This window comes from Parapedobacter sp. 2B3 (assembly GCF_041925275.1).
Taxonomy (GTDB): domain Bacteria; phylum Bacteroidota; class Bacteroidia; order Sphingobacteriales; family Sphingobacteriaceae; genus Parapedobacter; species Parapedobacter pyrenivorans_A.
Genome location: NZ_JBHEUZ010000033.1, coordinates 1 through 26,377 on the forward strand (window position 1 = coordinate 1; position 26,377 = coordinate 26,377).

11 protein-coding genes and 1 CRISPR repeat array are annotated in these 26,377 nt (G+C 40.3%); of the genes, 7 read left to right on the plus strand and 4 right to left on the minus strand.

Annotation, left to right across the window (positions count from 1 at the left end; translation table 11 throughout):
• Nucleotides 1–199: 199 nt before the first annotated feature.
• Entirely contained in the window at nucleotides 200–1,591 is a 1,392-nt protein-coding gene (locus tag ACEVG1_RS20290; RefSeq protein WP_374745557.1) for a RagB/SusD family nutrient uptake outer membrane protein, read from the minus strand.
• A gap of 42 nt (nucleotides 1,592–1,633) precedes the next feature.
• Nucleotides 1,634–4,669: a SusC/RagA family TonB-linked outer membrane protein gene (locus ACEVG1_RS20295; RefSeq protein ID WP_374745558.1), complete on the minus strand. Its 3,036-nt coding sequence runs from the start codon at nucleotides 4,667–4,669 to the stop codon at nucleotides 1,634–1,636.
• Between the two features lie 605 nt (nucleotides 4,670–5,274).
• On the opposite strand from ACEVG1_RS20295, the gene ACEVG1_RS20300 reads away from it, so the two are divergent.
• The 6 genes from ACEVG1_RS20300 (at nucleotide 5,275) to ACEVG1_RS20325 (ending at nucleotide 10,097) form a co-directional block, all read left to right on the plus strand.
• On the plus strand, nucleotides 5,275–5,829 hold the full coding sequence (locus ACEVG1_RS20300; RefSeq protein WP_374745559.1) for a hypothetical protein: 555 nt from the start codon (nucleotides 5,275–5,277) through the stop codon (nucleotides 5,827–5,829).
• A gap of 65 nt (nucleotides 5,830–5,894) precedes the next feature.
• On the plus strand, nucleotides 5,895–7,076 hold the full coding sequence (locus tag ACEVG1_RS20305) for an AAA family ATPase (protein ID WP_374745560.1): 1,182 nt from the start codon (nucleotides 5,895–5,897) through the stop codon (nucleotides 7,074–7,076).
• Nucleotides 7,077–7,825: 749 nt separating this feature from the next.
• Nucleotides 7,826–8,053 carry a hypothetical protein gene (locus ACEVG1_RS20310; protein ID WP_374745561.1) on the plus strand — a complete coding sequence of 76 codons (228 nt, stop codon included), beginning with the start codon at nucleotides 7,826–7,828 and terminating at the stop codon, nucleotides 8,051–8,053.
• Complete coding sequence (locus tag ACEVG1_RS20315; protein ID WP_374745562.1) at nucleotides 8,050–8,502, plus strand: type II toxin-antitoxin system VapC family toxin; 453 nt, start codon at nucleotides 8,050–8,052, stop codon at nucleotides 8,500–8,502. Before ACEVG1_RS20310 ends, ACEVG1_RS20315 begins: the two co-directional genes overlap by 4 nt.
• A gap of 56 nt (nucleotides 8,503–8,558) precedes the next feature.
• Nucleotides 8,559–9,158, plus strand: coding sequence for a hypothetical protein (locus ACEVG1_RS20320; protein ID WP_374745563.1), 600 nt, complete (start codon nucleotides 8,559–8,561; stop codon nucleotides 9,156–9,158).
• 156 nt (nucleotides 9,159–9,314) lie between these two features.
• On the plus strand, nucleotides 9,315–10,097 hold the full coding sequence (locus tag ACEVG1_RS20325; RefSeq protein WP_374745564.1) for a hypothetical protein: 783 nt from the start codon (nucleotides 9,315–9,317) through the stop codon (nucleotides 10,095–10,097).
• Nucleotides 10,098–11,285: 1,188 nt separating this feature from the next.
• Here ACEVG1_RS20325 and ACEVG1_RS20330 read toward each other — a convergent pair.
• Nucleotides 11,286–11,579 carry a hypothetical protein gene (locus ACEVG1_RS20330; RefSeq protein WP_374745565.1) on the minus strand — a complete coding sequence of 98 codons (294 nt, stop codon included), beginning with the start codon at nucleotides 11,577–11,579 and terminating at the stop codon, nucleotides 11,286–11,288.
• 3,976 nt (nucleotides 11,580–15,555) lie between these two features.
• On the minus strand, nucleotides 15,556–15,678 hold the full coding sequence (locus ACEVG1_RS20335) for a hypothetical protein (RefSeq protein WP_374745566.1): 123 nt from the start codon (nucleotides 15,676–15,678) through the stop codon (nucleotides 15,556–15,558).
• Nucleotides 15,679–18,848: 3,170 nt separating this feature from the next.
• Nucleotides 18,849–26,029: a CRISPR direct-repeat array (repeat unit 46 nt; unit sequence GTTGTGATTTGCTTTCATTCTTTGATTTACTGATATTGAGCACAAC).
• Between the two features lie 94 nt (nucleotides 26,030–26,123).
• Here ACEVG1_RS20335 and ACEVG1_RS20340 point away from each other — a divergent pair.
• The coding region (locus ACEVG1_RS20340; protein WP_374745567.1) for a hypothetical protein at nucleotides 26,124–26,377 on the plus strand (254 nt) is incomplete at its 3' end.

The window sequence follows — 26,377 nt, forward strand, 5'->3', positions numbered from 1 at the left end:
ACAAAGAACGATTTGGACCGAATGGGCCAACTTTATTTAATTTTTAACAACGTCCCATTTTTAATGGGACACTAGTGTTTTCATATACTCTATTAATTTTTTTTTATTGGCTGATGAGAGCTCGATGTAAATAATGATTGCCCTGTGGATCAGTATTATTTACATCTCGGTTTCATTAGAAGTTCTTTTAGGGTTGAGTTTAGTAACCAGTATTCTGGGTCAGCATAGCGTTTGTCAATATTTCCTGTTCTGGAATGGGCCAAAAGGCAGCAGTGGATATCCAATTTGGCTTTATCTCCGTCAATATGCTATCCATCCTATCCCATCGCTTCAGGTCGAACCACCGATGCCCCCATTCAAAGAAAAACTCATGGCTACGTTCGCTTTCTATACAGGCAAATAGAGTGTCCAAATCCATAGCAGTGACCGAGTCTAAACCAGCCCGTTGCCGGATGACATTGATGTCACCGCGCGCTCCATCGAAGTCTGGTTCGGCTAACCTCAACCGCGCTTCCGCCCTGATAAGATAAGCCTCAGCCAAGCGCAAAATCATGCTGTATTCTTCATGTGGTTCATTAGAAGATGGCCGGTTTCCCTCCTTGTATTTATAAAATACACCTTGGTTAAACCAATGGGCTGCTCTTAAATCTGAATCCTCAAATGACGCAATAAAACGTTCAGAAAGCCTAAGCTGAGATGTCACGCTGTTTCGGCCCTCATACGTGCTAAAAGTGGGATAGAGTGGGAGTAGTTGCCAAATAGCTTCTCGGCTATTGGCCGAAAACACCTCGCCTATATGTTCGCTTCCAAGCAATTCGAATAGTTCTGTTTGATTAATAACATCTGTCGAATATGTTATGGCCTTTTGCCAACTTCCGGTAAAAAGCGCCACCCGCGCAATTAGCACTTTGGCCGCCCATCGATTTGGTCGCACCCGTTCTCCGTTGTACGCAGAAAAATCAGCGGGCAACAATAATTCTGCCTTTGCCAAATCGTCTTGTATCGCCTCATAGACAGAAGATACTGGCGTACGTGAAACAGATCTGTTCGACTGGTAATTTGCGGTTGTAACCAATGGTATGTCCCCAAAACAGTTAAGCAAATAAAAATGACTGAATGCCCGCATAAACAGGGCCTCTCCTTTCAGTCGATTTCTGACAGCCTCAGAGATGTTTTTTGAACGCGTTAACCCATCTAAAATACTGTTGGCATAATAAATACATTGGTATCCTGTTGTCCAGAAAGATCTGATGTAGCCATTGCCTGGAGAAATCCGGTTGCTCGCTATTTCAATCTGCGACTGCGCTGTCCCGATATATTCCATTTCATCGGCGGCGATTGCACACATCTGCGTAATCGAATTGCCGGCTCCACTTGCAAAATGGGATTGGTTCAATGATATTGATTGAAAAATAAAAGCAGCGGCTGCTTCCAAAGCTGCCTCATTCTCAAATACGGCATGATCGGTCAGTTCAGTTTCGGGGGCTTCTATTTCTAAAAATCTTGTACAGCTTGCTAAAGCCGAGACCATAACCAAAAAAAGGATGCCATTTAAATATTTCACAAGCCTTTGTCGATAGATATATTTCATTACTCTTAAAATTTCTGTTGTTAATAATCCACCCTGTCGCAATTACATTGTCAATTGTATTCCTACTACCATGCTCCTCAGTGGGGGAAGCACCAATCCTGACAATTCAGGATCAAGCCATGGATAATTTCTCGACCACGTTAGCAGGTTTTGCCCATGAATAGACAACCGCGCTGCTTTGACATGTAAAGATTCACTGATGTTAGCCGGGATCTGATAAGCAATGGACACATTCTGCAAGCGCACATAGGAACCATTTACCATCGAACCATCGCTACCCCTGAATCTGCTGAAATCGGCATTGGCGGTACCGGTAGAAAAACGTTGTATTTCAGCCACCTGTTCTGGCGCTTGCCAGCGGTCCATAACAGCATTAGGCTGATTGGATATTCTACCCGGCAACCCATATATAAATAGAGGATTCGAGGATTCCTTGCTTCTCCATCGTATGAAAAATGAAAAGTGAATAGGTCCCAACTGAAATTGGTTATCGAATCCAACGGTAAAAGGTTGTTTTGGCCTATACCAATAACCATCATTCAATAAACTATACGCTTTGTCGTCATCTAGATCTTCTACCACGTAGCTACCTGTTTTTGGATCAATTCCCAGATAGCGGTATTTTAACGAAATATTCATGGGTTCGCCCACTTTGTATTGGCCCCGATAGGAAGAAAAAGTTTCAATAGTTGGAAACTTAACCAAGTTGCGGATATTTTTTGCAAAGGTTAAGCTTGCGGTCCAATTAAGCCACCCTCTGCCGATCCCTGAGCCGTGTACGGTAAATTCTATACCTGAATTTTGAACGGTGGCCGGAAAATTGGCTTGTACAGTAGGAAAGCCAGCTGTTGCAGGTAGTGGTAAGCCAATCAATTGGTTTCCACTTCTGTTTCGATACCACGAACTTTCTAGGGTAAGCTTATTTTCAAATACGCCTAACTCGATGGCAGCTTCAAGTTTTCTATTGGTTTCCCAACCATAATCTTTATTGGCCAACCTCAATGGTTGCAAGGAGTTGATCAAATAAGGATAAAAGCTGTTTGGCCGATAGGTTGCCAGATAACCATAATCCCCAATTTGATCATTGCCGGTGATCCCAAAACTTCCCCGCAGCTTACCCAGGTCCAGCCATGGCAGCACTCGTTTCACAATACTTTCTTCTGAGAAAAGCCACGCCACACCAACCGCGCCGAAATTCCCCCATTGCCTACCTGGTCCAAACCGCGAACTTCCGTCCCTACGTGCCGTGAGATTTATAAAGTATCGATTTTGATGTTTATAGTTCAGTCTAAGGAACATGGCGGCATATTTGTATTGGGACGATGTGGTGCTCCCATTTATACGGCTTGCTGAAGCAATGTTACCCATCAAGAGTTCATCGATATAGGAACGTCCTTCTATTACCTGGCCACTATTTGTGCTTTCCTGAAGGGTGATACCTATTAAGGTTGATAATGCATTATCATTCCACCGATAGTTATAGTCAATCATCGGCTCCAAAGACCACGATTTTGCCGTATTGGACGGATATTGCGCCCAACTTTCGGGTGTTGCGCCGGAAGCCGGGTTGGGATTTTGGCTACTTGCCGGATTCAGTAATCTTTCTGCCAAATCTACTATACTATATCCCATTCGTGTTGTTAGGTTAAGCCCAGGAAGTATAGAATATTCAACAGTAGCGTGTGTATTTAGCGTTGCGGTATGGCTGCCGTATATTCTTCCCAAATATTGCAACGGATTTCCTTCAATGTTTACCCAGTTCTCCCAGTTCAACTTCCCTTCTTTGTCGTAAAGCGCGGGTGCATTTGGAGGCAGTGTCATAGCCAAACTCGTCAAATCTATCTGTGGTTGGTTCTGGTATCGTATTCCGTAGGTGACTCCCGCATTAATACTGAGCGCCCCATCCACTGATTTATGATTGACATTTAAGTGTGCAGACCCTTTTTGGTAGCTACCGTCTCCAGGAAACACATTGCCTTCCCGTTGATAATTTCCACTCAATATAAAATTCGTGTTGCCTTGCCCGCCCGTCACAGAGCCCCGTAGGTTCGTAAGAGATGCGGTACCACCTATCAGTTCCTTTTGCCAGTCAGTGTATCGGCTGTCATCCCATAACAAGAGGTCATACGCATTGCTTTCGGTGGGTATAACACCGTCGTTCGCGAATGCTTCATTTCGCATGAGTTTGTATTCCCTAGCATCCAATAAATCCACGAAACTCGCCACTTTGGCTCCCCCAAACCGGGCCGAAACATCAAATCTAGTTTTTCCGGCTGTTCCTTTTTTTGTAGTAATCAACACCACACCATTGGCTCCTCGCGAACCGTATATGGCAGTAGCGTCGGCATCTTTCAGTACCTCAATGTTGGATATATCGGATGGGTTTAAAACATCTAGCAGATTGCCTTCACGAATTATTGATGACAGCATAGCTGAGCGATTTTCAATCAGGGGAACCCCGTCTATCAGATATAAAGGGGCATTACCCGAACCCATACTGCTTTGCCCTCTTATTGCTACTGAAAATGCCCCACCGGCAATGCCGGTATTTTGCGTAATCTCGACCCCCGCCATTCTTCCCTGCATCGCAGACAGTGGATTGGTAATCACTTGCTTTTCGATGGTCTCGGCAGTGATACGGGCTACGGAACCGGTGCGTTCGCGGTCTCTTACGGTATAGTATCCCATATTTATTTCCACTTCTTCCAAGGTGTTCTCCGCCGAATCCAGTGCGACAATGATTTGCTGCCTCCCATTTACATCTTCCTCGGCGGTAACGTAGCCGACGAAAGAGTAAAGTAGTATATCATCCGGCCTGGCTGGTATTCGGTACTCCCCTAGCCTATCCGTTACCGCATGGATGCGCGAGCGTTTATTGGTGATAGTGGCGCCTTCTATCGCCACGCCGCTGGCAGCGGAGATGACTTTGCCTGTTACGGCAAAGGATTCTCGCTGCTGCGCGCGGGCTTGCAAACACATGATCGTTACAGCCAGCAGGCTGATATATTGTATATTAGATTGTTTAAGTTTATATCGGAAAAAGGCATAGCTTTCCCCAAAGCGTGAAAATCGCTTCATTATTCATTAGTTTAAGTGTTGAGTAATTGGTTAAAAATACAGACGACCAATGTCGCCTCAGAAAAATGGTGGAAGGGTTTAGATGGGGTTTTTAGGCTTCAAGGGGTAAAGCCTTTCGGATGCACTGATGCTGTCGCATAGTACAAATGCATCATTTTGGATGATGCTTGGTTTCAGCAGATGTAAAAAACTCGTTTCCATATGGTTAGTTGAAAACGAGTCCCGGGTTATCGGCTGGCTTACACGCGAGTAGCGCTGTGAACCCTACCTACTACCGCTTTACAAGGCTCTAACCCCTCGAAGGACGGTTTCAGTAGAGCCCACAGCGCTACTTTGACGCACAAAAGTACGCAAAATATGCTGTGAGCATTAACTACCTACCGTCTCGCCTTCGATAAAAATGTTAGAGTTTGTAAACGAGACTCTTTTGCTAATGCACTTTTCTTATTAGGCCAACTCAAATATTGGCCGCTATTTCGTCATATTTTATTGCCGCGTTTTATATTCAACAATCTGGTAACGTTGCAAGTATACGAACAATATAAATATAATGCAATTTTTTGTCACAATTTTAGAATAAATGAAAATGCTCCCTTTACTCTTGAATGAGTTCAAAAAAGAAAAGTGATAAAAACCCGGCCAAAATCACGGCTTTAGCGCAACACTATATTGATGTATTTCGTAATGGAAGATTAGAGCGTGGTATGTCGCCCGAAGAGCTTTCGAAGGAAATAAGTCCATTTGAAGGAGATTCCCTTGTAAGGAAAATTGAGAATCAATTCACATCCAATAAATACACACCTGCCACCATCAAAAGGGCTATGGTATTTCTTAAAATACCTTCTTATATTGTATTCCCAACAACTTTGTTATCTAGTGATACTTTACAGGAAAAAACAAAGCTGATTATTCTGAAGGGAATGACTGCAATAGCCGCGGTACGTTCATTACTTGAAGAAGGTTATTTTGAAGAGGGCCGTACTCGCCATGAAACGTGGGAGTTTGCTAATGGCTTTTACGAAGAGAAGAAGTCAGAAAAATTCTTTGACCCAGCGCTAGAAGCCTTATACAACGAAGGCAAGCTCATCAAACTAGAACCTGACGCTACCAATAAACTTATCCGTTTCCAACGAAACCCGGAGTATGATCCTAGTGAATAAACTTTCTCTTCATTTGGGTTAAACTAAAAATTTATTTCTACCTTGATTTTAGTACCTTTGCGCCTATGGCAAACGATAATATTAAATCGCTATACTTATCAGAAATTCAGGCTTCTGGCTTCAAATCCATTGATAACTTATGCGTAGACTTCGATAAAAACCTCAACATTATTATCGGTAAAAATGGGGTCGGAAAATCAAACTTTTTAGAACTGCTTTATTTAAGTTTAAGCAATAGAAATTTATTTCGTAACCGATTCTTGTTTAACGAAATTACTTACAAATTAATATCTAAAGAAAACGGAAAAACATTTAAAGTTGAACTGTCTCGTGAGTTGGAGGAAATTTTTGTAGATGAAAAAGCTTTTTTTGATCGTTCATCAATTTATAAAATAGTCTACTTGGATGAAAAAGAAGTCTATAGTGATCGCAAAATTTCCGATGACAATACGATTAATATATCTCGTAGATTAAGTTTAAGAGGTTTTTTTAGAGAACTCGGTTATTATCTTGCAGAACCTAAATATTTAAAATACAACATTCCTGATCGACTAGATTTTTTGGAAAGCTCTGGCACGTTAAGAATAAACATTGAACGACCTAATGCGATAGAATTACCTAGAACTCTACAAGTATTTCAAAAAGTAGCGATGCATTTATATACAACTATCCGAATTAATAAAGGCAACCCTCAAATTGATGATTCGGAAGTTCGGAAAGCATTACAAGTTGATGAGAATATCTTACTAGCGTTGCGCAAATTCACCCCAATAAAAGATGTACGGTTTAATTCTAACATTAATATTTATTCTGATTCAAAACAACATATCATTGATAACATTAAACTTGAGTTCTTCGTAAATGACAGTTGGTACCCTTGGAGTTATCTTTCTGATGGAACAAAGCGGTTATTTTATATAGTATCGGAGATTACGGATAGCTCTAGCGGCATAATTCTGATTGAAGAGCCTGAGTTAGGTGTACACCCTCATCAATTCCATTTATTGATGAGTTTTATCAAAGAAGAATCTGCTGGGAAGCAGATTATCCTATCTACCCACTCCCCACAGACGCTTGACCATTTAGAGCTGGATGAGTTAGACAAAATAATTATTGCTACCCATGATATCGATACTGGCACGAAAATGAGGCATCTCAATGAGGAAGAAAAAGAAAAAGCTAAAGAATATGTGCAAGAGGTGGGTTATTTAAGTGATTATTGGTTACACTCTGATTTGGAGGTATGATTGTAGTTGGACTCATCGGCGAAGACCCATATGACACAAATGCTATACAAAACCTACTGAATAAAAAGTATAGTACCCAAGTGAGGTTCGTATCCATCAGCAAAAGGTTCACAGGGTGTCAATTGGATTCTGATAAATTTTTCCGAACCTTAAAAGTCGAATCAAGAAAATGCCAGATTGTTGTGTGTATTAGGGACTTGGATGGCTTCTCTTCTCAGAAACATTTGATTCACAACAGAGAAAAATGGTTTAACAATATCTGTGAAAACGTAAGTTGTGGCAGCGTGTTACTGCTAAATGTCTGGGAACTGGAAGCGTTCATACTTGGCGACATCGACACCTTCAATGAATTTTATAAAACAGACTTGAAATATAGGGGAAATCCTTCGACATTACGCGAACCTAAGGAATGGCTGAAATCGAAGACTCAAAAATTGAAAAAGTCTTACAAGGAATCGGATTGTCCTGAGTTATTTTCAATGCTTGATTATACTAAAGTCCTTGACCGATGTAAATTCTTCGCGACTTTCATTGGCGCCTTCGAGCAGAAGATTGAGGAATGTGCTTAGCTTAACCTTATAACCGCAAGAAACTCATCAAAATCGACCCAGATAAATTCAAAGTTGAAAAACTCATCCATTTCCAGCGGAATCCGGAGTATGATCCGAATGACTGAAAGGCACCGTTTGCACAGTAATATTGACTTTTCTAAATTCTTCGCGTATCTTTGTTAGGAACAGGAGGTAAATATGGCAGTTAAAGAAAAAAACACAGCAGGATCGCGTTCAGCAAGTCCGAGGTTCAAAACCTATTCCATTGCGGACGTAATGGCTGCTGGCGGTACAACTGCATTTGCAAATAAACTGGGTAAAAACCCTGCAAATATTCAGGATCGGCTCAACAAGCTGCCGAAGGATGCTTTTCTAACCAAGGAGGAGGCGGATAAGGCACTCGAAACGTTGAATGAAAGTAAATGAATCTGCTGCTGGACACCAACATCCTGATCTTACTAGCCAAAGATGTACGCAGACGGTTATTAAACAGCATAATCAATCCAACCCAAGAAAAGGTCTTTGTATCCATTGCCTCGTTGAGTGAGCTTAAGTCTATTGCATTACAGAACAATTGGGGAGCGAGAAAATGGGAGACTGTAAATGCTGTATTGGAAGATGCCGTAATTATGGAAATTAATGAAGGCCTTGCGGATACCTACGCCGAAATCGATGCATTTTCCCAACGCCGAAACCCATCTTATACAGACTATCCATTTATTACCCCAAGAAATATGGGGAAGAATGACCTTTGGATAGCCGCTACTGCCGCGCTTCTGGGATTGAAACTCATTACAACCGACCAGGACTTCAACCACTTGCACCGGGTATTTATTGAAGTGGAATGCTTAACTCCTGAATCATTCCGGCAATAATTGTATACCTTAAAAATATGCTCGTCTACCCTTCTCTCGATTATGAATTGAATACGATGGTGCGAATTCACCGAGAAGCGAATGGTTATACCCAAGAAGAATTTGCTTTTTTGATAGGTCGGGATGTGGCGGATATAATCCGGTATGAAAACCTGACAACCACGGATGCCTACGATTTCAACCACATCAATCGCTATGCGCGGGTACTCCATCGCGTACCTAAAGATTTTGTGTTCGAGGTGTCGCTTCTGGAGAACGACATTAAAATCGAGGCACGAAAAACCGAATACAAAACAAAAACCACATATCGTGGTGAGCGGCAACTAACGATTGACGGAAAACCACAATGGATTAAACTGGAACCCTATAGCATTCCAAATGATAAAATCACCATTGAGCCAAACGACTTAGCGCGTATGGTGGTGTTACTTGATAAGTTGCTAATCGAAGGCTATTTCAGGGATGGGGTAACAGGCTATGACCTGTTTGTGCACGTTGGCACGTTGTGGTCAGGAAGTTTCCGTCCTAAGTTACTTATTGAAGGATTGGCGGTCTTATCCGGCCGTCGCAAGCGCCCCAAACTACTCCCTATGCGTAAAGCCCCAAAAACAGAGGAAAAGTGGATTTTGTATAAGGAGGATACGGAGGAGGAATGAATTTTGTACACAGTGTGCAAAATTCAGACTAGTATGAAAAAAGGAAGGGAAAATGTAGGCTCATGCTGGCGTTACTAGGAAAATAAGGTGGTATTGAGTTGGCTGAAGGAAAACGGTGACGACTGTTATACAACACACTCTCCTATCCGAAATCAAATGACCGAAACAGCAGAACAATTGAGCAAAAAATCCAAGATATTGCATCTGGCAACTATCCTATTGGGTGTCGTTGGAATCTTGAGCATCACCCCCGTTACGATAACAGTATTTGCCTACGGGCTGGGCTATTCTGGCTATATCTTTAGTTTTGCCTACTTGTTTTTAATCACATCAATCTTTTTGATTATCGCCAAAACCCAACTTGGATATTATCTAGCGTTAATCGTGTCTTTTACCTATATATATCAGGTAATAGAGGAGGTCGAACATTTCTTAATATTTGAAAGAACCAATTACCCTTTAGCAGGAATACTGTTATTTCCTTATTTAGTGTTTCTGGCTCTGATACTTCTTTGCGTGATCTACCTGACGACGCACCTAAAATATAAACGTTTCTATATATCGACTTCGCTCGTTGTGATAATGGGCATTGTATTATATCCGCTTGTTGACGGCTTCAATAAGAACTATTACGACAATGTCTTTATAATGGCAGAATTCACAGACCAAAGCATAGAGTTGAATGTTAAGCCCGGTTTTGCCGATTCGAGATCTTTTACGATAGTAACTTCAGACAAAGATATTGGTAAACAAATAAAAGAGTACGGAGAATATCATCAAGGAAGTTACCTATTGATGAACGTTGGCATACGGAAAAACTTTCGCTACAGTACTTTGAGGTCGATTACACTTTATAAGTTCGGCGATGAAAAGGTTGTATCCAAATCGAAGTGGTCTGTAACAGAAATGAAAGGTGATTTGGAGTTTTTGGTACCGTAGCCCAGTTGACTAGAGAGCCAGTTGGTTGTGATTTGCTTTCATTCTTTGATTTACTGATATTGAGCACAACTGCTGGCCGGAAAGGGTGAGCAACTACGGCGTTGTGATTTGCTTTCATTCTTTGATTTACTGATATTGAGCACAACGGATGGCGTGGAAACGATCCTTGTGGAACAGTTGTGATTTGCTTTCATTCTTTGATTTACTGATATTGAGCACAACTGAGCGACAACACTATAAAAGCAAGCTATTGTTGTGATTTGCTTTCATTCTTTGATTTACTGATATTGAGCACAACATCAGGTAATACAGGTCGGCGGGCTTCGCGGTTGTGATTTGCTTTCATTCTTTGATTTACTGATATTGAGCACAACCGGGCACATCTTTTCTATTCGGGATTGCAGGTTGTGATTTGCTTTCATTCTTTGATTTACTGATATTGAGCACAACAAATCATCCAGCGCGTCCGCATCAGCCTTGTTGTGATTTGCTTTCATTCTTTGATTTACTGATATTGAGCACAACTACAGGGCATCCTTATTGGTAGCTTCCGTAGTTGTGATTTGCTTTCATTCTTTGATTTACTGATATTGAGCACAACGACTTGTATGTGTCGGTCGGGGACGGCTTGGTTGTGATTTGCTTTCATTCTTTGATTTACTGATATTGAGCACAACAAATCAACCCTTAGGTTGTCTTTCGCCTCTGTTGTGATTTGCTTTCATTCTTTGATTTACTGATATTGAGCACAACGCTGATAGTTGATGGCTTCTACGAACCGCAGTTGTGATTTGCTTTCATTCTTTGATTTACTGATATTGAGCACAACTGTTATATCGTCCATAAAGATAAAAGACGTGTTGTGATTTGCTTTCATTCTTTGATTTACTGATATTGAGCACAACAGCATCCAGCAATGGCGCAAGTACCTGCCAGTTGTGATTTGCTTTCATTCTTTGATTTACTGATATTGAGCACAACAGCTTTTGGTATGCTATTCGATGTGCGTAGTTGTGATTTGCTTTCATTCTTTGATTTACTGATATTGAGCACAACAAAGGAAGAATCCGCTAAGCGCGAGCGTGAGTTGTGATTTGCTTTCATTCTTTGATTTACTGATATTGAGCACAACATCTGGCTGGCATTCCTGGTGCACTCGGCAGTTGTGATTTGCTTTCATTCTTTGATTTACTGATATTGAGCACAACGTAAAAAAACGTGGATGCCATCTGGTCGCCGTTGTGATTTGCTTTCATTCTTTGATTTACTGATATTGAGCACAACTTGGCGTAGTTCTTTAGGAGCCACTTGTAGTTGTGATTTGCTTTCATTCTTTGATTTACTGATATTGAGCACAACTTGATGACGTGGAGGCGACAATGAATGGAAGTTGTGATTTGCTTTCATTCTTTGATTTACTGATATTGAGCACAACATCCGTCGCCACTGCTTCGTATGTTCAAAGTTGTGATTTGCTTTCATTCTTTGATTTACTGATATTGAGCACAACGTTTGTACTAAAGCGATAGGCGGGCAATAGTTGTGATTTGCTTTCATTCTTTGATTTACTGATATTGAGCACAACACTCGTAGCCGTCAACACGGTACTACTGGCGTTGTGATTTGCTTTCATTCTTTGATTTACTGATATTGAGCACAACACACCATTAAAAAAGAGTACCGACAATCGGGTTGTGATTTGCTTTCATTCTTTGATTTACTGATATTGAGCACAACTTACCTGATTGCACCGCACCGTACGCATAGGTTGTGATTTGCTTTCATTCTTTGATTTACTGATATTGAGCACAACGCGGCCCAGGGTATGGGCATCGCCATCCATGTTGTGATTTGCTTTCATTCTTTGATTTACTGATATTGAGCACAACCCGGCTGGGTACGTTCCAGGAATACTGCTAGTTGTGATTTGCTTTCATTCTTTGATTTACTGATATTGAGCACAACACCGTATGATGGTGGTCTACAAGGCCGCAAGTTGTGATTTGCTTTCATTCTTTGATTTACTGATATTGAGCACAACTTCGGCTTAAACAGGGTAAAGGCGCGGGCAGTTGTGATTTGCTTTCATTCTTTGATTTACTGATATTGAGCACAACAGGTGATACAAACTTTCGACGAGGTGCAGGTTGTGATTTGCTTTCATTCTTTGATTTACTGATATTGAGCACAACATAGACCGATTCAGTGGAAAGGTGACCGGTGTTGTGATTTGCTTTCATTCTTTGATTTACTGATATTGAGCACAACTTGAGCGTATTGTTCATGTCTTTTTAATCAGTTGTGATTTGCTTTCATTCTTTGATTTACTGATATTGAGCACAACATTACGCAACGAGGGTATTGCCGCGGCTAAGTTGTGATTTGCTTTCATTCTTTGATTTACTGATATTGAGCACAACATATCTGGCTATCGGAATCCCAGCGCCGTAGTTGTGATTTGCTTTCATTCTTTGATTTACTGATATTGAGCACAACCTATTTCCGAACTGGTATGAACGCACCCGTGTTGTGATTTGCTTTCATTCTTTGATTTACTGATATTGAGCACAACCAAGTCGCGTACATGATGGACAATTTCTACGTTGTGATTTGCTTTCATTCTTTGATTTACTGATATTGAGCACAACTCGGTGTACCATTTTTTCTTACCCTTGCTAGTTGTGATTTGCTTTCATTCTTTGATTTACTGATATTGAGCACAACTTATAAGCTACACTGCCGCACGGGCTGAAAGTTGTGATTTGCTTTCATTCTTTGATTTACTGATATTGAGCACAACAAGACACCGCCGACGCCGAGCGCAGACTCGGTTGTGATTTGCTTTCATTCTTTGATTTACTGATATTGAGCACAACAATAAGGATAGTAGCTTATTTGATACTGAAGTTGTGATTTGCTTTCATTCTTTGATTTACTGATATTGAGCACAACCTGTGAATTATTTGGGTGAATCTGCCCCCAGTTGTGATTTGCTTTCATTCTTTGATTTACTGATATTGAGCACAACACCGCGCCTATCCTTTAAGTTGCGTCCCCGGTTGTGATTTGCTTTCATTCTTTGATTTACTGATATTGAGCACAACCGAGGTGACCCGGTACATCATATCTTGGTAGTTGTGATTTGCTTTCATTCTTTGATTTACTGATATTGAGCACAACCATTGGCAGAATTTGAAACAGACCTGATTAGTTGTGATTTGCTTTCATTCTTTGATTTACTGATATTGAGCACAACGATTAAACTGGATTCAACAAAGCGGAGCATGTTGTGATTTGCTTTCATTCTTTGATTTACTGATATTGAGCACAACTGATTTCGGAAAGTTTAGTGGTATAGCGCTGTTGTGATTTGCTTTCATTCTTTGATTTACTGATATTGAGCACAACACTTCCACCACGGCACCCTTTCTAAGCCGGTTGTGATTTGCTTTCATTCTTTGATTTACTGATATTGAGCACAACGGTACATCCGTCTAAATTTAATCGACGACAGTTGTGATTTGCTTTCATTCTTTGATTTACTGATATTGAGCACAACGAAGGAGAATGTGCAGTATCATCGTGAAGGGTTGTGATTTGCTTTCATTCTTTGATTTACTGATATTGAGCACAACGGTAAGCGGTGTGAGAAATAATGGCGGTACGTTGTGATTTGCTTTCATTCTTTGATTTACTGATATTGAGCACAACTGAATCTGTTGGAATGAAGTGGCTTAGATGGTTGTGATTTGCTTTCATTCTTTGATTTACTGATATTGAGCACAACGACCACACTAAACAGGTTAACAGCGTGACAGTTGTGATTTGCTTTCATTCTTTGATTTACTGATATTGAGCACAACCACCTCGAGCGTTCTTTTCGAGCCATTCCTGTTGTGATTTGCTTTCATTCTTTGATTTACTGATATTGAGCACAACACATTCATCATCATGAGCATGACCCTGCCAGTTGTGATTTGCTTTCATTCTTTGATTTACTGATATTGAGCACAACTAACTCCGACGTGCTCAGTTGAGACGCGGTGTTGTGATTTGCTTTCATTCTTTGATTTACTGATATTGAGCACAACTATTAGATATATTCTTAAATGCTTGAATAGTTGTGATTTGCTTTCATTCTTTGATTTACTGATATTGAGCACAACCGTCACCGGTAGACCTTGAAAAGGTTGGTAGTTGTGATTTGCTTTCATTCTTTGATTTACTGATATTGAGCACAACCCGGCTGGCATTCTCCCGGCAATAGCTATAGTTGTGATTTGCTTTCATTCTTTGATTTACTGATATTGAGCACAACGACGTTGAAGGGACGGAATACGATATATTGGTTGTGATTTGCTTTCATTCTTTGATTTACTGATATTGAGCACAACTTAACGCCTTACGTATTCATGGACGTGATAGTTGTGATTTGCTTTCATTCTTTGATTTACTGATATTGAGCACAACTAGCATGCAGGAGACAATAAACATCCGGCGGTTGTGATTTGCTTTCATTCTTTGATTTACTGATATTGAGCACAACTGGCATAATCAAAAAGCACGGCGGGTTTCCGTTGTGATTTGCTTTCATTCTTTGATTTACTGATATTGAGCACAACTGAAGGCACTTACCATATCCGCGCATGTTAGTTGTGATTTGCTTTCATTCTTTGATTTACTGATATTGAGCACAACAGATGCCATCAACAAATCAACTGACGCTGTGTTGTGATTTGCTTTCATTCTTTGATTTACTGATATTGAGCACAACATACCGGATGTGGTCCGACAATCCGGTTTGGTTGTGATTTGCTTTCATTCTTTGATTTACTGATATTGAGCACAACTGGAAGAACAGAAGGAATACCTTTTCCTTCGTTGTGATTTGCTTTCATTCTTTGATTTACTGATATTGAGCACAACATCGCCCCGAGGCGCGTAAAGCGCGCATGGGTTGTGATTTGCTTTCATTCTTTGATTTACTGATATTGAGCACAACGGGCATCCACGGAGCCCCCGAGGGTACCCGGTTGTGATTTGCTTTCATTCTTTGATTTACTGATATTGAGCACAACGTGGTAGACGACGGAAGCGACGAGCCGTTTGTTGTGATTTGCTTTCATTCTTTGATTTACTGATATTGAGCACAACGCCGGGATTATAGCTACAACCTGAATGTGGTTGTGATTTGCTTTCATTCTTTGATTTACTGATATTGAGCACAACATTGGGTTATCGACCCGATGGTCCGCAGGCGTTGTGATTTGCTTTCATTCTTTGATTTACTGATATTGAGCACAACGTCGTTTGGTGATAACGCTTTTACCTTTGAGTTGTGATTTGCTTTCATTCTTTGATTTACTGATATTGAGCACAACAACAAACAAAAAATGCCTCTACGATAGCGTGTTGTGATTTGCTTTCATTCTTTGATTTACTGATATTGAGCACAACCCTAACCGAAACCATGCGGGCGCACCTTTAGTTGTGATTTGCTTTCATTCTTTGATTTACTGATATTGAGCACAACCTGAACCAGTTCCGGCAGTTCAAGCCCTTCGTTGTGATTTGCTTTCATTCTTTGATTTACTGATATTGAGCACAACGGAAACAAGGTGTTTGAAGGGGATATCGTTGTTGTGATTTGCTTTCATTCTTTGATTTACTGATATTGAGCACAACAACGACACGTACCGGGATTCACAGTCTTCCGTTGTGATTTGCTTTCATTCTTTGATTTACTGATATTGAGCACAACTAACCTGCTATCACGATTAGAATCCGAAAAGTTGTGATTTGCTTTCATTCTTTGATTTACTGATATTGAGCACAACGCCGTTGCCCATGAGCCGTATTTGGCAGAGTTGTGATTTGCTTTCATTCTTTGATTTACTGATATTGAGCACAACCACAACAAACTAATGGTAAAGTGGATGGTAGTTGTGATTTGCTTTCATTCTTTGATTTACTGATATTGAGCACAACGTGGCAACTTGCAGGATACCCTCCAATTGTGTTGTGATTTGCTTTCATTCTTTGATTTACTGATATTGAGCACAACACCAATCGGGTGTAGCCGTTACCCTCGTCGGTTGTGATTTGCTTTCATTCTTTGATTTACTGATATTGAGCACAACGTAGGTGCTTGCGTTGTGGATGAAGACTACGTTGTGATTTGCTTTCATTCTTTGATTTACTGATATTGAGCACAACATGCTTCTACTTCTCCATCAGTAAGCCCCTGTTGTGATTTGCTTTCATTCTTTGATTTACTGATATTGAGCACAACAACTGGAAGAAGGAACCGGAGGTTTGACCGGTTGTGATTTGCTTTCATTCTTTGATTTACTGATATTGAGCACAACCTGTTTATATACTTAACCCGAATAGACCTAGTTGTGATTTGCTTTCATTCTTTGATTTACTGATATTGAGCACAACCCCGTATTTAACGACTTTCATGGACTGGCTGTTGTGATTTGCTTTCATTCTTTGATTTACTGATATTGAGCACAACGCCGGATTATGGAACAGGTATCCCCTGTCAGTTGTGATTTGCTTTCATTCTTTGATTTACTGATATTGAGCACAACCTGGATGCCGCGACGAATGAATGTTTCCCAGTTGTGATTTGCTTTCATTCTTTGATTTACTGATATTGAGCACAACTGCTGTACGAAGTCATGTAGTTGGATAGGAGTTGTGATTTGCTTTCATTCTTTGATTTACTGATATTGAGCACAACAGCATCCAGCAATGGCGCAAGTACCTACCAGTTGTGATTTGCTTTCATTCTTTGATTTACTGATATTGAGCACAACGAATAATGTAACGTGACGATATTTCAACAGTTGTGATTTGCTTTCATTCTTTGATTTACTGATATTGAGCACAACCTTAAAGACAAGAATGGTGTACCCATTTTCGTTGTGATTTGCTTTCATTCTTTGATTTACTGATATTGAGCACAACTTGACTGGCGCAAAGGGCGACATCTTGGTAGTTGTGATTTGCTTTCATTCTTTGATTTACTGATATTGAGCACAACTGCGACGATGACGGCACCAATCTTCGTACAGTTGTGATTTGCTTTCATTCTTTGATTTACTGATATTGAGCACAACGGGACTGAAGGAAGTCGAGAAGCTGTTTGGGTTGTGATTTGCTTTCATTCTTTGATTTACTGATATTGAGCACAACTCACGGAACCAAAGGGGTATTGGGTGCCTCGTTGTGATTTGCTTTCATTCTTTGATTTACTGATATTGAGCACAACGTGGCTTTTCGGGGGAGTGAATATCTAAATGTTGTGATTTGCTTTCATTCTTTGATTTACTGATATTGAGCACAACCGTCCATGGGTTGACCAGTACCTGATATTCGTTGTGATTTGCTTTCATTCTTTGATTTACTGATATTGAGCACAACGCCGGATTATGGAACAGGTATCCCCTGTCAGTTGTGATTTGCTTTCATTCTTTGATTTACTGATATTGAGCACAACCTGGATGCCGCGACGAATGAATGTTTCCCAGTTGTGATTTGCTTTCATTCTTTGATTTACTGATATTGAGCACAACTGCTGTACGAAGTCATGTAGTTGGATAGGAGTTGTGATTTGCTTTCATTCTTTGATTTACTGATATTGAGCACAACAGCATCCAGCAATGGCGCAAGTACCTACCAGTTGTGATTTGCTTTCATTCTTTGATTTACTGATATTGAGCACAACGAATAATGTAACGTGACGATATTTCAACAGTTGTGATTTGCTTTCATTCTTTGATTTACTGATATTGAGCACAACCTTAAAGACAAGAATGGTGTACCCATTTTCGTTGTGATTTGCTTTCATTCTTTGATTTACTGATATTGAGCACAACTTGACTGGCGCAAAGGGCGACATCTTGGTAGTTGTGATTTGCTTTCATTCTTTGATTTACTGATATTGAGCACAACTGCGACGATGACGGCACCAATCTTCGTACAGTTGTGATTTGCTTTCATTCTTTGATTTACTGATATTGAGCACAACGGGACTGAAGGAAGTCGAGAAGCTGTTTGGGTTGTGATTTGCTTTCATTCTTTGATTTACTGATATTGAGCACAACTCACGGAACCAAAGGGGTATTGGGTGCCTCGTTGTGATTTGCTTTCATTCTTTGATTTACTGATATTGAGCACAACGTGGCTTTTCGGGGGAGTGAATATCTAAATGTTGTGATTTGCTTTCATTCTTTGATTTACTGATATTGAGCACAACCGTCCATGGGTTGACCAGTACCTGATATTCGTTGTGATTTGCTTTCATTCTTTGATTTACTGATATTGAGCACAACCTGGACTGGCCGACAACGAACCCGTCCCCGGTTGTGATTTGCTTTCATTCTTTGATTTACTGATATTGAGCACAACAAGAAATCGCCGAGCAATACAGGGGTAAGGGTTGTGATTTGCTTTCATTCTTTGATTTACTGATATTGAGCACAACGCAGCGCTTATCAGTGATACCACTGGGCAGTTGTGATTTGCTTTCATTCTTTGATTTACTGATATTGAGCACAACAGCGAGGTGCTTCATCCACCATTTTGCGTAGTTGTGATTTGCTTTCATTCTTTGATTTACTGATATTGAGCACAACTATTCGGCGCAGTTACCAACCGTATCGGATGTTGTGATTTGCTTTCATTCTTTGATTTACTGATATTGAGCACAACAGTGAAAGTGGATATTGGTTCTTGTCGTATGTTGTGATTTGCTTTCATTCTTTGATTTACTGATATTGAGCACAACTAAAGAGAAAGTGGAGGAAACAGCCCGCAGTTGTGATTTGCTTTCATTCTTTGATTTACTGATATTGAGCACAACCTTTGATAAACGTTTCATCGTCAGGCACCAGTTGTGATTTGCTTTCATTCTTTGATTTACTGATATTGAGCACAACTAGCAGGGACTGGACTATCACGTATTCCGCGTTGTGATTTGCTTTCATTCTTTGATTTACTGATATTGAGCACAACTATAACTCCCGGTCGCTGCATATCTGCTACGTTGTGATTTGCTTTCATTCTTTGATTTACTGATATTGAGCACAACTTGCATCTTCTTAGTCGCAGCGCTATGCCGGTTGTGATTTGCTTTCATTCTTTGATTTACTGATATTGAGCACAACCAACCGTTTCAGCAACGCGCAACGGTCGTGGTTGTGATTTGCTTTCATTCTTTGATTTACTGATATTGAGCACAACGGGCATCCACGGAGACCCCGAGGGTACCCGGTTGTGATTTGCTTTCATTCTTTGATTTACTGATATTGAGCACAACGGGCATCCACGGAGACCCCGAGGGTACCCGGTTGTGATTTGCTTTCATTCTTTGATTTACTGATATTGAGCACAACAGGGGCGACGGCCGTTCACCCGCGAGCGCGGTTGTGATTTGCTTTCATTCTTTGATTTACTGATATTGAGCACAACACAAGTCGCGGACCGTGTTCACGCTTCAGAGTTGTGATTTGCTTTCATTCTTTGATTTACTGATATTGAGCACAACCAACACTGCCAATTGCAGGAAAACCCCCCGGTTGTGATTTGCTTTCATTCTTTGATTTACTGATATTGAGCACAACTTGCATCTGAATAGTCGCAGCGCTCTGCCGGTTGTGATTTGCTTTCATTCTTTGATTTACTGATATTGAGCACAACCGGTGGTGAACTTTGAGTTGTTCGTCTTGGGTTGTGATTTGCTTTCATTCTTTGATTTACTGATATTGAGCACAACCGGGGTAGTTGGCGGTGATTGCTCTGCGTAGTTGTGATTTGCTTTCATTCTTTGATTTACTGATATTGAGCACAACCCCGCGTAGCGGGGCATGGGGCGGGTGCCCGTTGTGATTTGCTTTCATTCTTTGATTTACTGATATTGAGCACAACCTATCTCGTCTGTCACTGCGACGATCACTGGTTGTGATTTGCTTTCATTCTTTGATTTACTGATATTGAGCACAACCCCCACCCCTTAGGGCTACGCCCTGCAGGGGTTGTGATTTGCTTTCATTCTTTGATTTACTGATATTGAGCACAACACACGCTGCAGCGCAAACAGCAGGCCCCACGTTGTGATTTGCTTTCATTCTTTGATTTACTGATATTGAGCACAACGTTTGCGTGGTATTGTCTGCAGCGCAATGCGTTGTGATTTGCTTTCATTCTTTGATTTACTGATATTGAGCACAACAAATGGAAGCAAGCATATTACTGCACTGCGGTTGTGATTTGCTTTCATTCTTTGATTTACTGATATTGAGCACAACTTGAACGGTGTGCGTACGCCGCTTACTTTAGTTGTGATTTGCTTTCATTCTTTGATTTACTGATATTGAGCACAACAATGCCCGATAAATATGTCGCTAAGGTGATGTTGTGATTTGCTTTCATTCTTTGATTTACTGATATTGAGCACAACAGCGCAAGCAACAGGCACCGCGTAGGCAGGGTTGTGATTTGCTTTCATTCTTTGATTTACTGATATTGAGCACAACTTGCATCTTCTTAGTCGCAGCGCTCTGCCGGTTGTGATTTGCTTTCATTCTTTGATTTACTGATATTGAGCACAACAGCAAATCACGGATGTCAAAGGCGTTCGAAGTTGTGATTTGCTTTCATTCTTTGATTTACTGATATTGAGCACAACACAAGAATGTATGGCAAAGATTAAAACAGTGTTGTGATTTGCTTTCATTCTTTGATTTACTGATATTGAGCACAACACCCCACCCCACACCGCTACCCCCACCCCTGTTGTGATTTGCTTTCATTCTTTGATTTACTGATATTGAGCACAACATTCCTGCGTATCGTAGTTGAAGTACCTGGGTTGTGATTTGCTTTCATTCTTTGATTTACTGATATTGAGCACAACAAAACAAGAGGTTGAACGAAATACAATCAAGTTGTGATTTGCTTTCATTCTTTGATTTACTGATATTGAGCACAACTTACCGGAAGCAACGAAATAGAGAGAGCTGTTGTGATTTGCTTTCATTCTTTGATTTACTGATATTGAGCACAACTGCCTGACTTGTAATTAAGTACTATTGCGTGTTGTGATTTGCTTTCATTCTTTGATTTACTGATATTGAGCACAACTCACAGGAGGGAATTAGAAGCCTGGTTCATGTTGTGATTTGCTTTCATTCTTTGATTTACTGATATTGAGCACAACTTCATATCTATTTTATCTATCCCCCTTAATGTTGTGATTTGCTTTCATTCTTTGATTTACTGATATTGAGCACAACATGCAGCAACTGGTTAAGCTATACACACCTGTTGTGATTTGCTTTCATTCTTTGATTTACTGATATTGAGCACAACGAGGTCAAGACGCGCTACTTGCTCATGCATGTTGTGATTTGCTTTCATTCTTTGATTTACTGATATTGAGCACAACGCAAGCCCTTCGGCAATTAAGTTCTTTACAGTTGTGATTTGCTTTCATTCTTTGATTTACTGATATTGAGCACAACTACGTACCTGACAATCCAAAAGGCGCTGGAGTTGTGATTTGCTTTCATTCTTTGATTTACTGATATTGAGCACAACACCCCAATTATACTTGGGTAATGATAGACTGTTGTGATTTGCTTTCATTCTTTGATTTACTGATATTGAGCACAACGATACGTGGGCTAAGGTGGTCAACCGCGTGGTTGTGATTTGCTTTCATTCTTTGATTTACTGATATTGAGCACAACGAAAGTTTAAACAAGCCGTTGACCATGGAGTTGTGATTTGCTTTCATTCTTTGATTTACTGATATTGAGCACAACTAACGGCGGGGAAATCACCGAAGGCATAGAGTTGTGATTTGCTTTCATTCTTTGATTTACTGATATTGAGCACAACATGCAGCAACTGGTTAAGCTATACACACCTGTTGTGATTTGCTTTCATTCTTTGATTTACTGATATTGAGCACAACCTGCCTAGATGAAATCTATTCGATCAAGCAGTTGTGATTTGCTTTCATTCTTTGATTTACTGATATTGAGCACAACGCAATGGAACAGGCTTAAGGCAGCAGCAGAGTTGTGATTTGCTTTCATTCTTTGATTTACTGATATTGAGCACAACCGGCCGCTGCCTTGTGGTGGAGTTGCCGGAGTTGTGATTTGCTTTCATTCTTTGATTTACTGATATTGAGCACAACCATGGACGGATGAAGAGATATCAACGCTTAGTTGTGATTTGCTTTCATTCTTTGATTTACTGATATTGAGCACAACCACCCATCCGTTGATAGTAAGGATGCCAATGTTGTGATTTGCTTTCATTCTTTGATTTACTGATATTGAGCACAACCAAGGCCGTGATGGCAGACGTGGAAGCCATGTTGTGATTTGCTTTCATTCTTTGATTTACTGATATTGAGCACAACGAGATAAACAAACAGTACCTTTTAACGGGAGTTGTGATTTGCTTTCATTCTTTGATTTACTGATATTGAGCACAACGCTTTTGGATTTTTCGTTGTTTTTCGCCTTGTTGTGATTTGCTTTCATTCTTTGATTTACTGATATTGAGCACAACTTTTACCCATCGGTAAATCACGATATCCTGTTGTGATTTGCTTTCATTCTTTGATTTACTGATATTGAGCACAACTATCAATTTTGCGGCGCGGGCGGCAGTAGTGTTGTGATTTGCTTTCATTCTTTGATTTACTGATATTGAGCACAACGTGCCACCGGCGCCGCCATGATGTCTTTATGTTGTGATTTGCTTTCATTCTTTGATTTACTGATATTGAGCACAACCGGTTCGCTGGAATAACCAACATCGCGTCTGTTGTGATTTGCTTTCATTCTTTGATTTACTGATATTGAGCACAACGTGTGCGACTGGTGGGTGGGGTGGTGGATTGTTGTGATTTGCTTTCATTCTTTGATTTACTGATATTGAGCACAACGAGGCCCGAGGGTACCCGCGTAGCGGGGCAGTTGTGATTTGCTTTCATTCTTTGATTTACTGATATTGAGCACAACCGCCCCGCAGGGTAGGGTATACGCGGTTTTGTTGTGATTTGCTTTCATTCTTTGATTTACTGATATTGAGCACAACATTGCGAAGATATCGCCATGGAAGAGCCTGGTTGTGATTTGCTTTCATTCTTTGATTTACTGATATTGAGCACAACTATCTGGTGAAGTACGTGAGTAAAGAGTATGTTGTGATTTGCTTTCATTCTTTGATTTACTGATATTGAGCACAACGCCACTGCTATTTGAGGGTAAATCCCCGCCGTTGTGATTTGCTTTCATTCTTTGATTTACTGATATTGAGCACAACCCGCTTGCGTGTAGGGCAGTAAGTTAGAAAGTTGTGATTTGCTTTCATTCTTTGATTTACTGATATTGAGCACAACATGAAGAGAAATTGCTCGACATGATGGCTAGTTGTGATTTGCTTTCATTCTTTGATTTACTGATATTGAGCACAACGGTGAACTTATGTTCATACGGTGGGCCAAGTTGTGATTTGCTTTCATTCTTTGATTTACTGATATTGAGCACAACCATTCATAGCGTTAACAAAATAAATGACCTGTTGTGATTTGCTTTCATTCTTTGATTTACTGATATTGAGCACAACATTAATCAGCATGGGTTGCTAGATGCTTTTGTTGTGATTTGCTTTCATTCTTTGATTTACTGATATTGAGCACAACACACCGGTCAATCCCCAAACGAGCTACCAAGTTGTGATTTGCTTTCATTCTTTGATTTACTGATATTGAGCACAACACCATGTGACTACTGAATTGTTTTTGCCGTGTTGTGATTTGCTTTCATTCTTTGATTTACTGATATTGAGCACAACTACAGCACGCGTTTCGGCTCAGCTGCAAACGTTGTGATTTGCTTTCATTCTTTGATTTACTGATATTGAGCACAACAGTCGAGGGGAATGTACAAGCCACAAACGAGTTGTGATTTGCTTTCATTCTTTGATTTACTGATATTGAGCACAACACACCATGCGTCACGATCCGCACGACCGCTGTTGTGATTTGCTTTCATTCTTTGATTTACTGATATTGAGCACAACCAACTGCCGCTTTGCGATAAAATCCCCAAGGTTGTGATTTGCTTTCATTCTTTGATTTACTGATATTGAGCACAACCCTACACCGTGTTTACCATCCATGAACCTAGTTGTGATTTGCTTTCATTCTTTGATTTACTGATATTGAGCACAACCCTGAACAAAATCCGCCATAGCTTTCCGGAGTTGTGATTTGCTTTCATTCTTTGATTTACTGATATTGAGCACAACATAACTGTTTCATCGTGTTTTGAGATTGTAGTTGTGATTTGCTTTCATTCTTTGATTTACTGATATTGAGCACAACCCACGGTGATATCGGGCATGGATGTGGCCAGTTGTGATTTGCTTTCATTCTTTGATTTACTGATATTGAGCACAACCATGAAGCGGCTGGCGGTAATCCTGCGGGGGTTGTGATTTGCTTTCATTCTTTGATTTACTGATATTGAGCACAACCGCTGGGTAGTTCATCGTGTTGTCTTGGTAGTTGTGATTTGCTTTCATTCTTTGATTTACTGATATTGAGCACAACGGCATCGAGGTGGAAGAGGTTAAGGCGGCAGTTGTGATTTGCTTTCATTCTTTGATTTACTGATATTGAGCACAACACCTTTGGACAAACAAGATGGTCATCACCAGTTGTGATTTGCTTTCATTCTTTGATTTACTGATATTGAGCACAACTACTGCACCTTCCCAGCTCCGCCGGAGTGAGTTGTGATTTGCTTTCATTCTTTGATTTACTGATATTGAGCACAACATGAAGGAGAAAACACCAATCAGTTATTAGTTGTGATTTGCTTTCATTCTTTGATTTACTGATATTGAGCACAACCCGCTACGCGGGTGCCCTCGGGCCTCCGTGGTTGTGATTTGCTTTCATTCTTTGATTTACTGATATTGAGCACAACTCGATAATGACATGGGAAAGACCAGGAAAGTTGTGATTTGCTTTCATTCTTTGATTTACTGATATTGAGCACAACCTTAAATGTTACGGAAACAGCGATTCCGGGTTGTGATTTGCTTTCATTCTTTGATTTACTGATATTGAGCACAACGTGAACTCCTGCTGAAAAAGTGGCAGGCGAGTTGTGATTTGCTTTCATTCTTTGATTTACTGATATTGAGCACAACTTACTTACCAAACGGTTCGGTTGTGTTTGGTTGTGATTTGCTTTCATTCTTTGATTTACTGATATTGAGCACAACACGAGCGGATGCGTGACCACGGGGAGCAAGGTTGTGATTTGCTTTCATTCTTTGATTTACTGATATTGAGCACAACTTGGGCTGGATGGAGGCTATTTACCGAGATGTTGTGATTTGCTTTCATTCTTTGATTTACTGATATTGAGCACAACGATGTTATTACCTACACCAATAATTCCGTAGTTGTGATTTGCTTTCATTCTTTGATTTACTGATATTGAGCACAACACGGAAACGCCGGAATTGTTCGACGACGCCGTTGTGATTTGCTTTCATTCTTTGATTTACTGATATTGAGCACAACCCTAACCAATTTTAAACCCGCCTCAATCATGTTGTGATTTGCTTTCATTCTTTGATTTACTGATATTGAGCACAACTGGATTTGACGACGGCGTTACCGTCCCGGCGTTGTGATTTGCTTTCATTCTTTGATTTACTGATATTGAGCACAACCAATTGCGCATAAGGGCAAATGCGGCGGGGGTTGTGATTTGCTTTCATTCTTTGATTTACTGATATTGAGCACAACGCCAAGGCTCAACGGGAATTGGCATTTGCGGTTGTGATTTGCTTTCATTCTTTGATTTACTGATATTGAGCACAACGTTGTTATGAACATTTATCGCATAAATGCCGTTGTGATTTGCTTTCATTCTTTGATTTACTGATATTGAGCACAACATACCTAAGGTTATTTCAATGGAAATCAGTAGATTGATTCGAAATTTAGAAATAAAAAATCCAAGCCAAACCAGCTTGGATTTTTTATTGGTTAATCAGTTTTCCTCATTCAACTCTATACCTGCCACTGCTCCTTTTGTTACAAAACGCAATGTGTGGAAAACTTTTTATAAATATTTCTTCACTTATACCACCGTATCCGCCCGACCAACTACAGGTTTGATTCCTGAAGATTATTTTTATAGTTCTGTGGGTATAGGTCTTTCAGGTTT

Bases quoted from the DNA above. Each gene is read 5' to 3' on its own strand.
- ACEVG1_RS20290 (WP_374745557.1), bottom strand. From the start codon at position 1,591: ATGAAATATATCTATCGACAAAGGCTTGTGAAATATTTAAATGGCATC.
- ACEVG1_RS20295 (WP_374745558.1), bottom strand. From the start codon at position 4,669: ATGAAGCGATTTTCACGCTTTGGGGAAAGCTATGCCTTTTTCCGATAT.
- ACEVG1_RS20300 (WP_374745559.1), top strand. From the start codon at position 5,275: ATGAGTTCAAAAAAGAAAAGTGATAAAAACCCGGCCAAAATCACGGCT.
- ACEVG1_RS20305 (WP_374745560.1), top strand. From the start codon at position 5,895: ATGGCAAACGATAATATTAAATCGCTATACTTATCAGAAATTCAGGCT.
- ACEVG1_RS20310 (WP_374745561.1), top strand. From the start codon at position 7,826: ATGGCAGTTAAAGAAAAAAACACAGCAGGATCGCGTTCAGCAAGTCCG.
- ACEVG1_RS20315 (WP_374745562.1), top strand. From the start codon at position 8,050: ATGAATCTGCTGCTGGACACCAACATCCTGATCTTACTAGCCAAAGAT.
- ACEVG1_RS20320 (WP_374745563.1), top strand. From the start codon at position 8,559: ATGGTGCGAATTCACCGAGAAGCGAATGGTTATACCCAAGAAGAATTT.
- ACEVG1_RS20325 (WP_374745564.1), top strand. From the start codon at position 9,315: ATGACCGAAACAGCAGAACAATTGAGCAAAAAATCCAAGATATTGCAT.
- ACEVG1_RS20330 (WP_374745565.1), bottom strand. From the start codon at position 11,579: ATGAAAGCAAATCACAACTTTGAACATACGAAGCAGTGGCGACGGATG.
- ACEVG1_RS20335 (WP_374745566.1), bottom strand. From the start codon at position 15,678: ATGAAAGCAAATCACAACGAAGGGCTTGAACTGCCGGAACTGGTTCAG.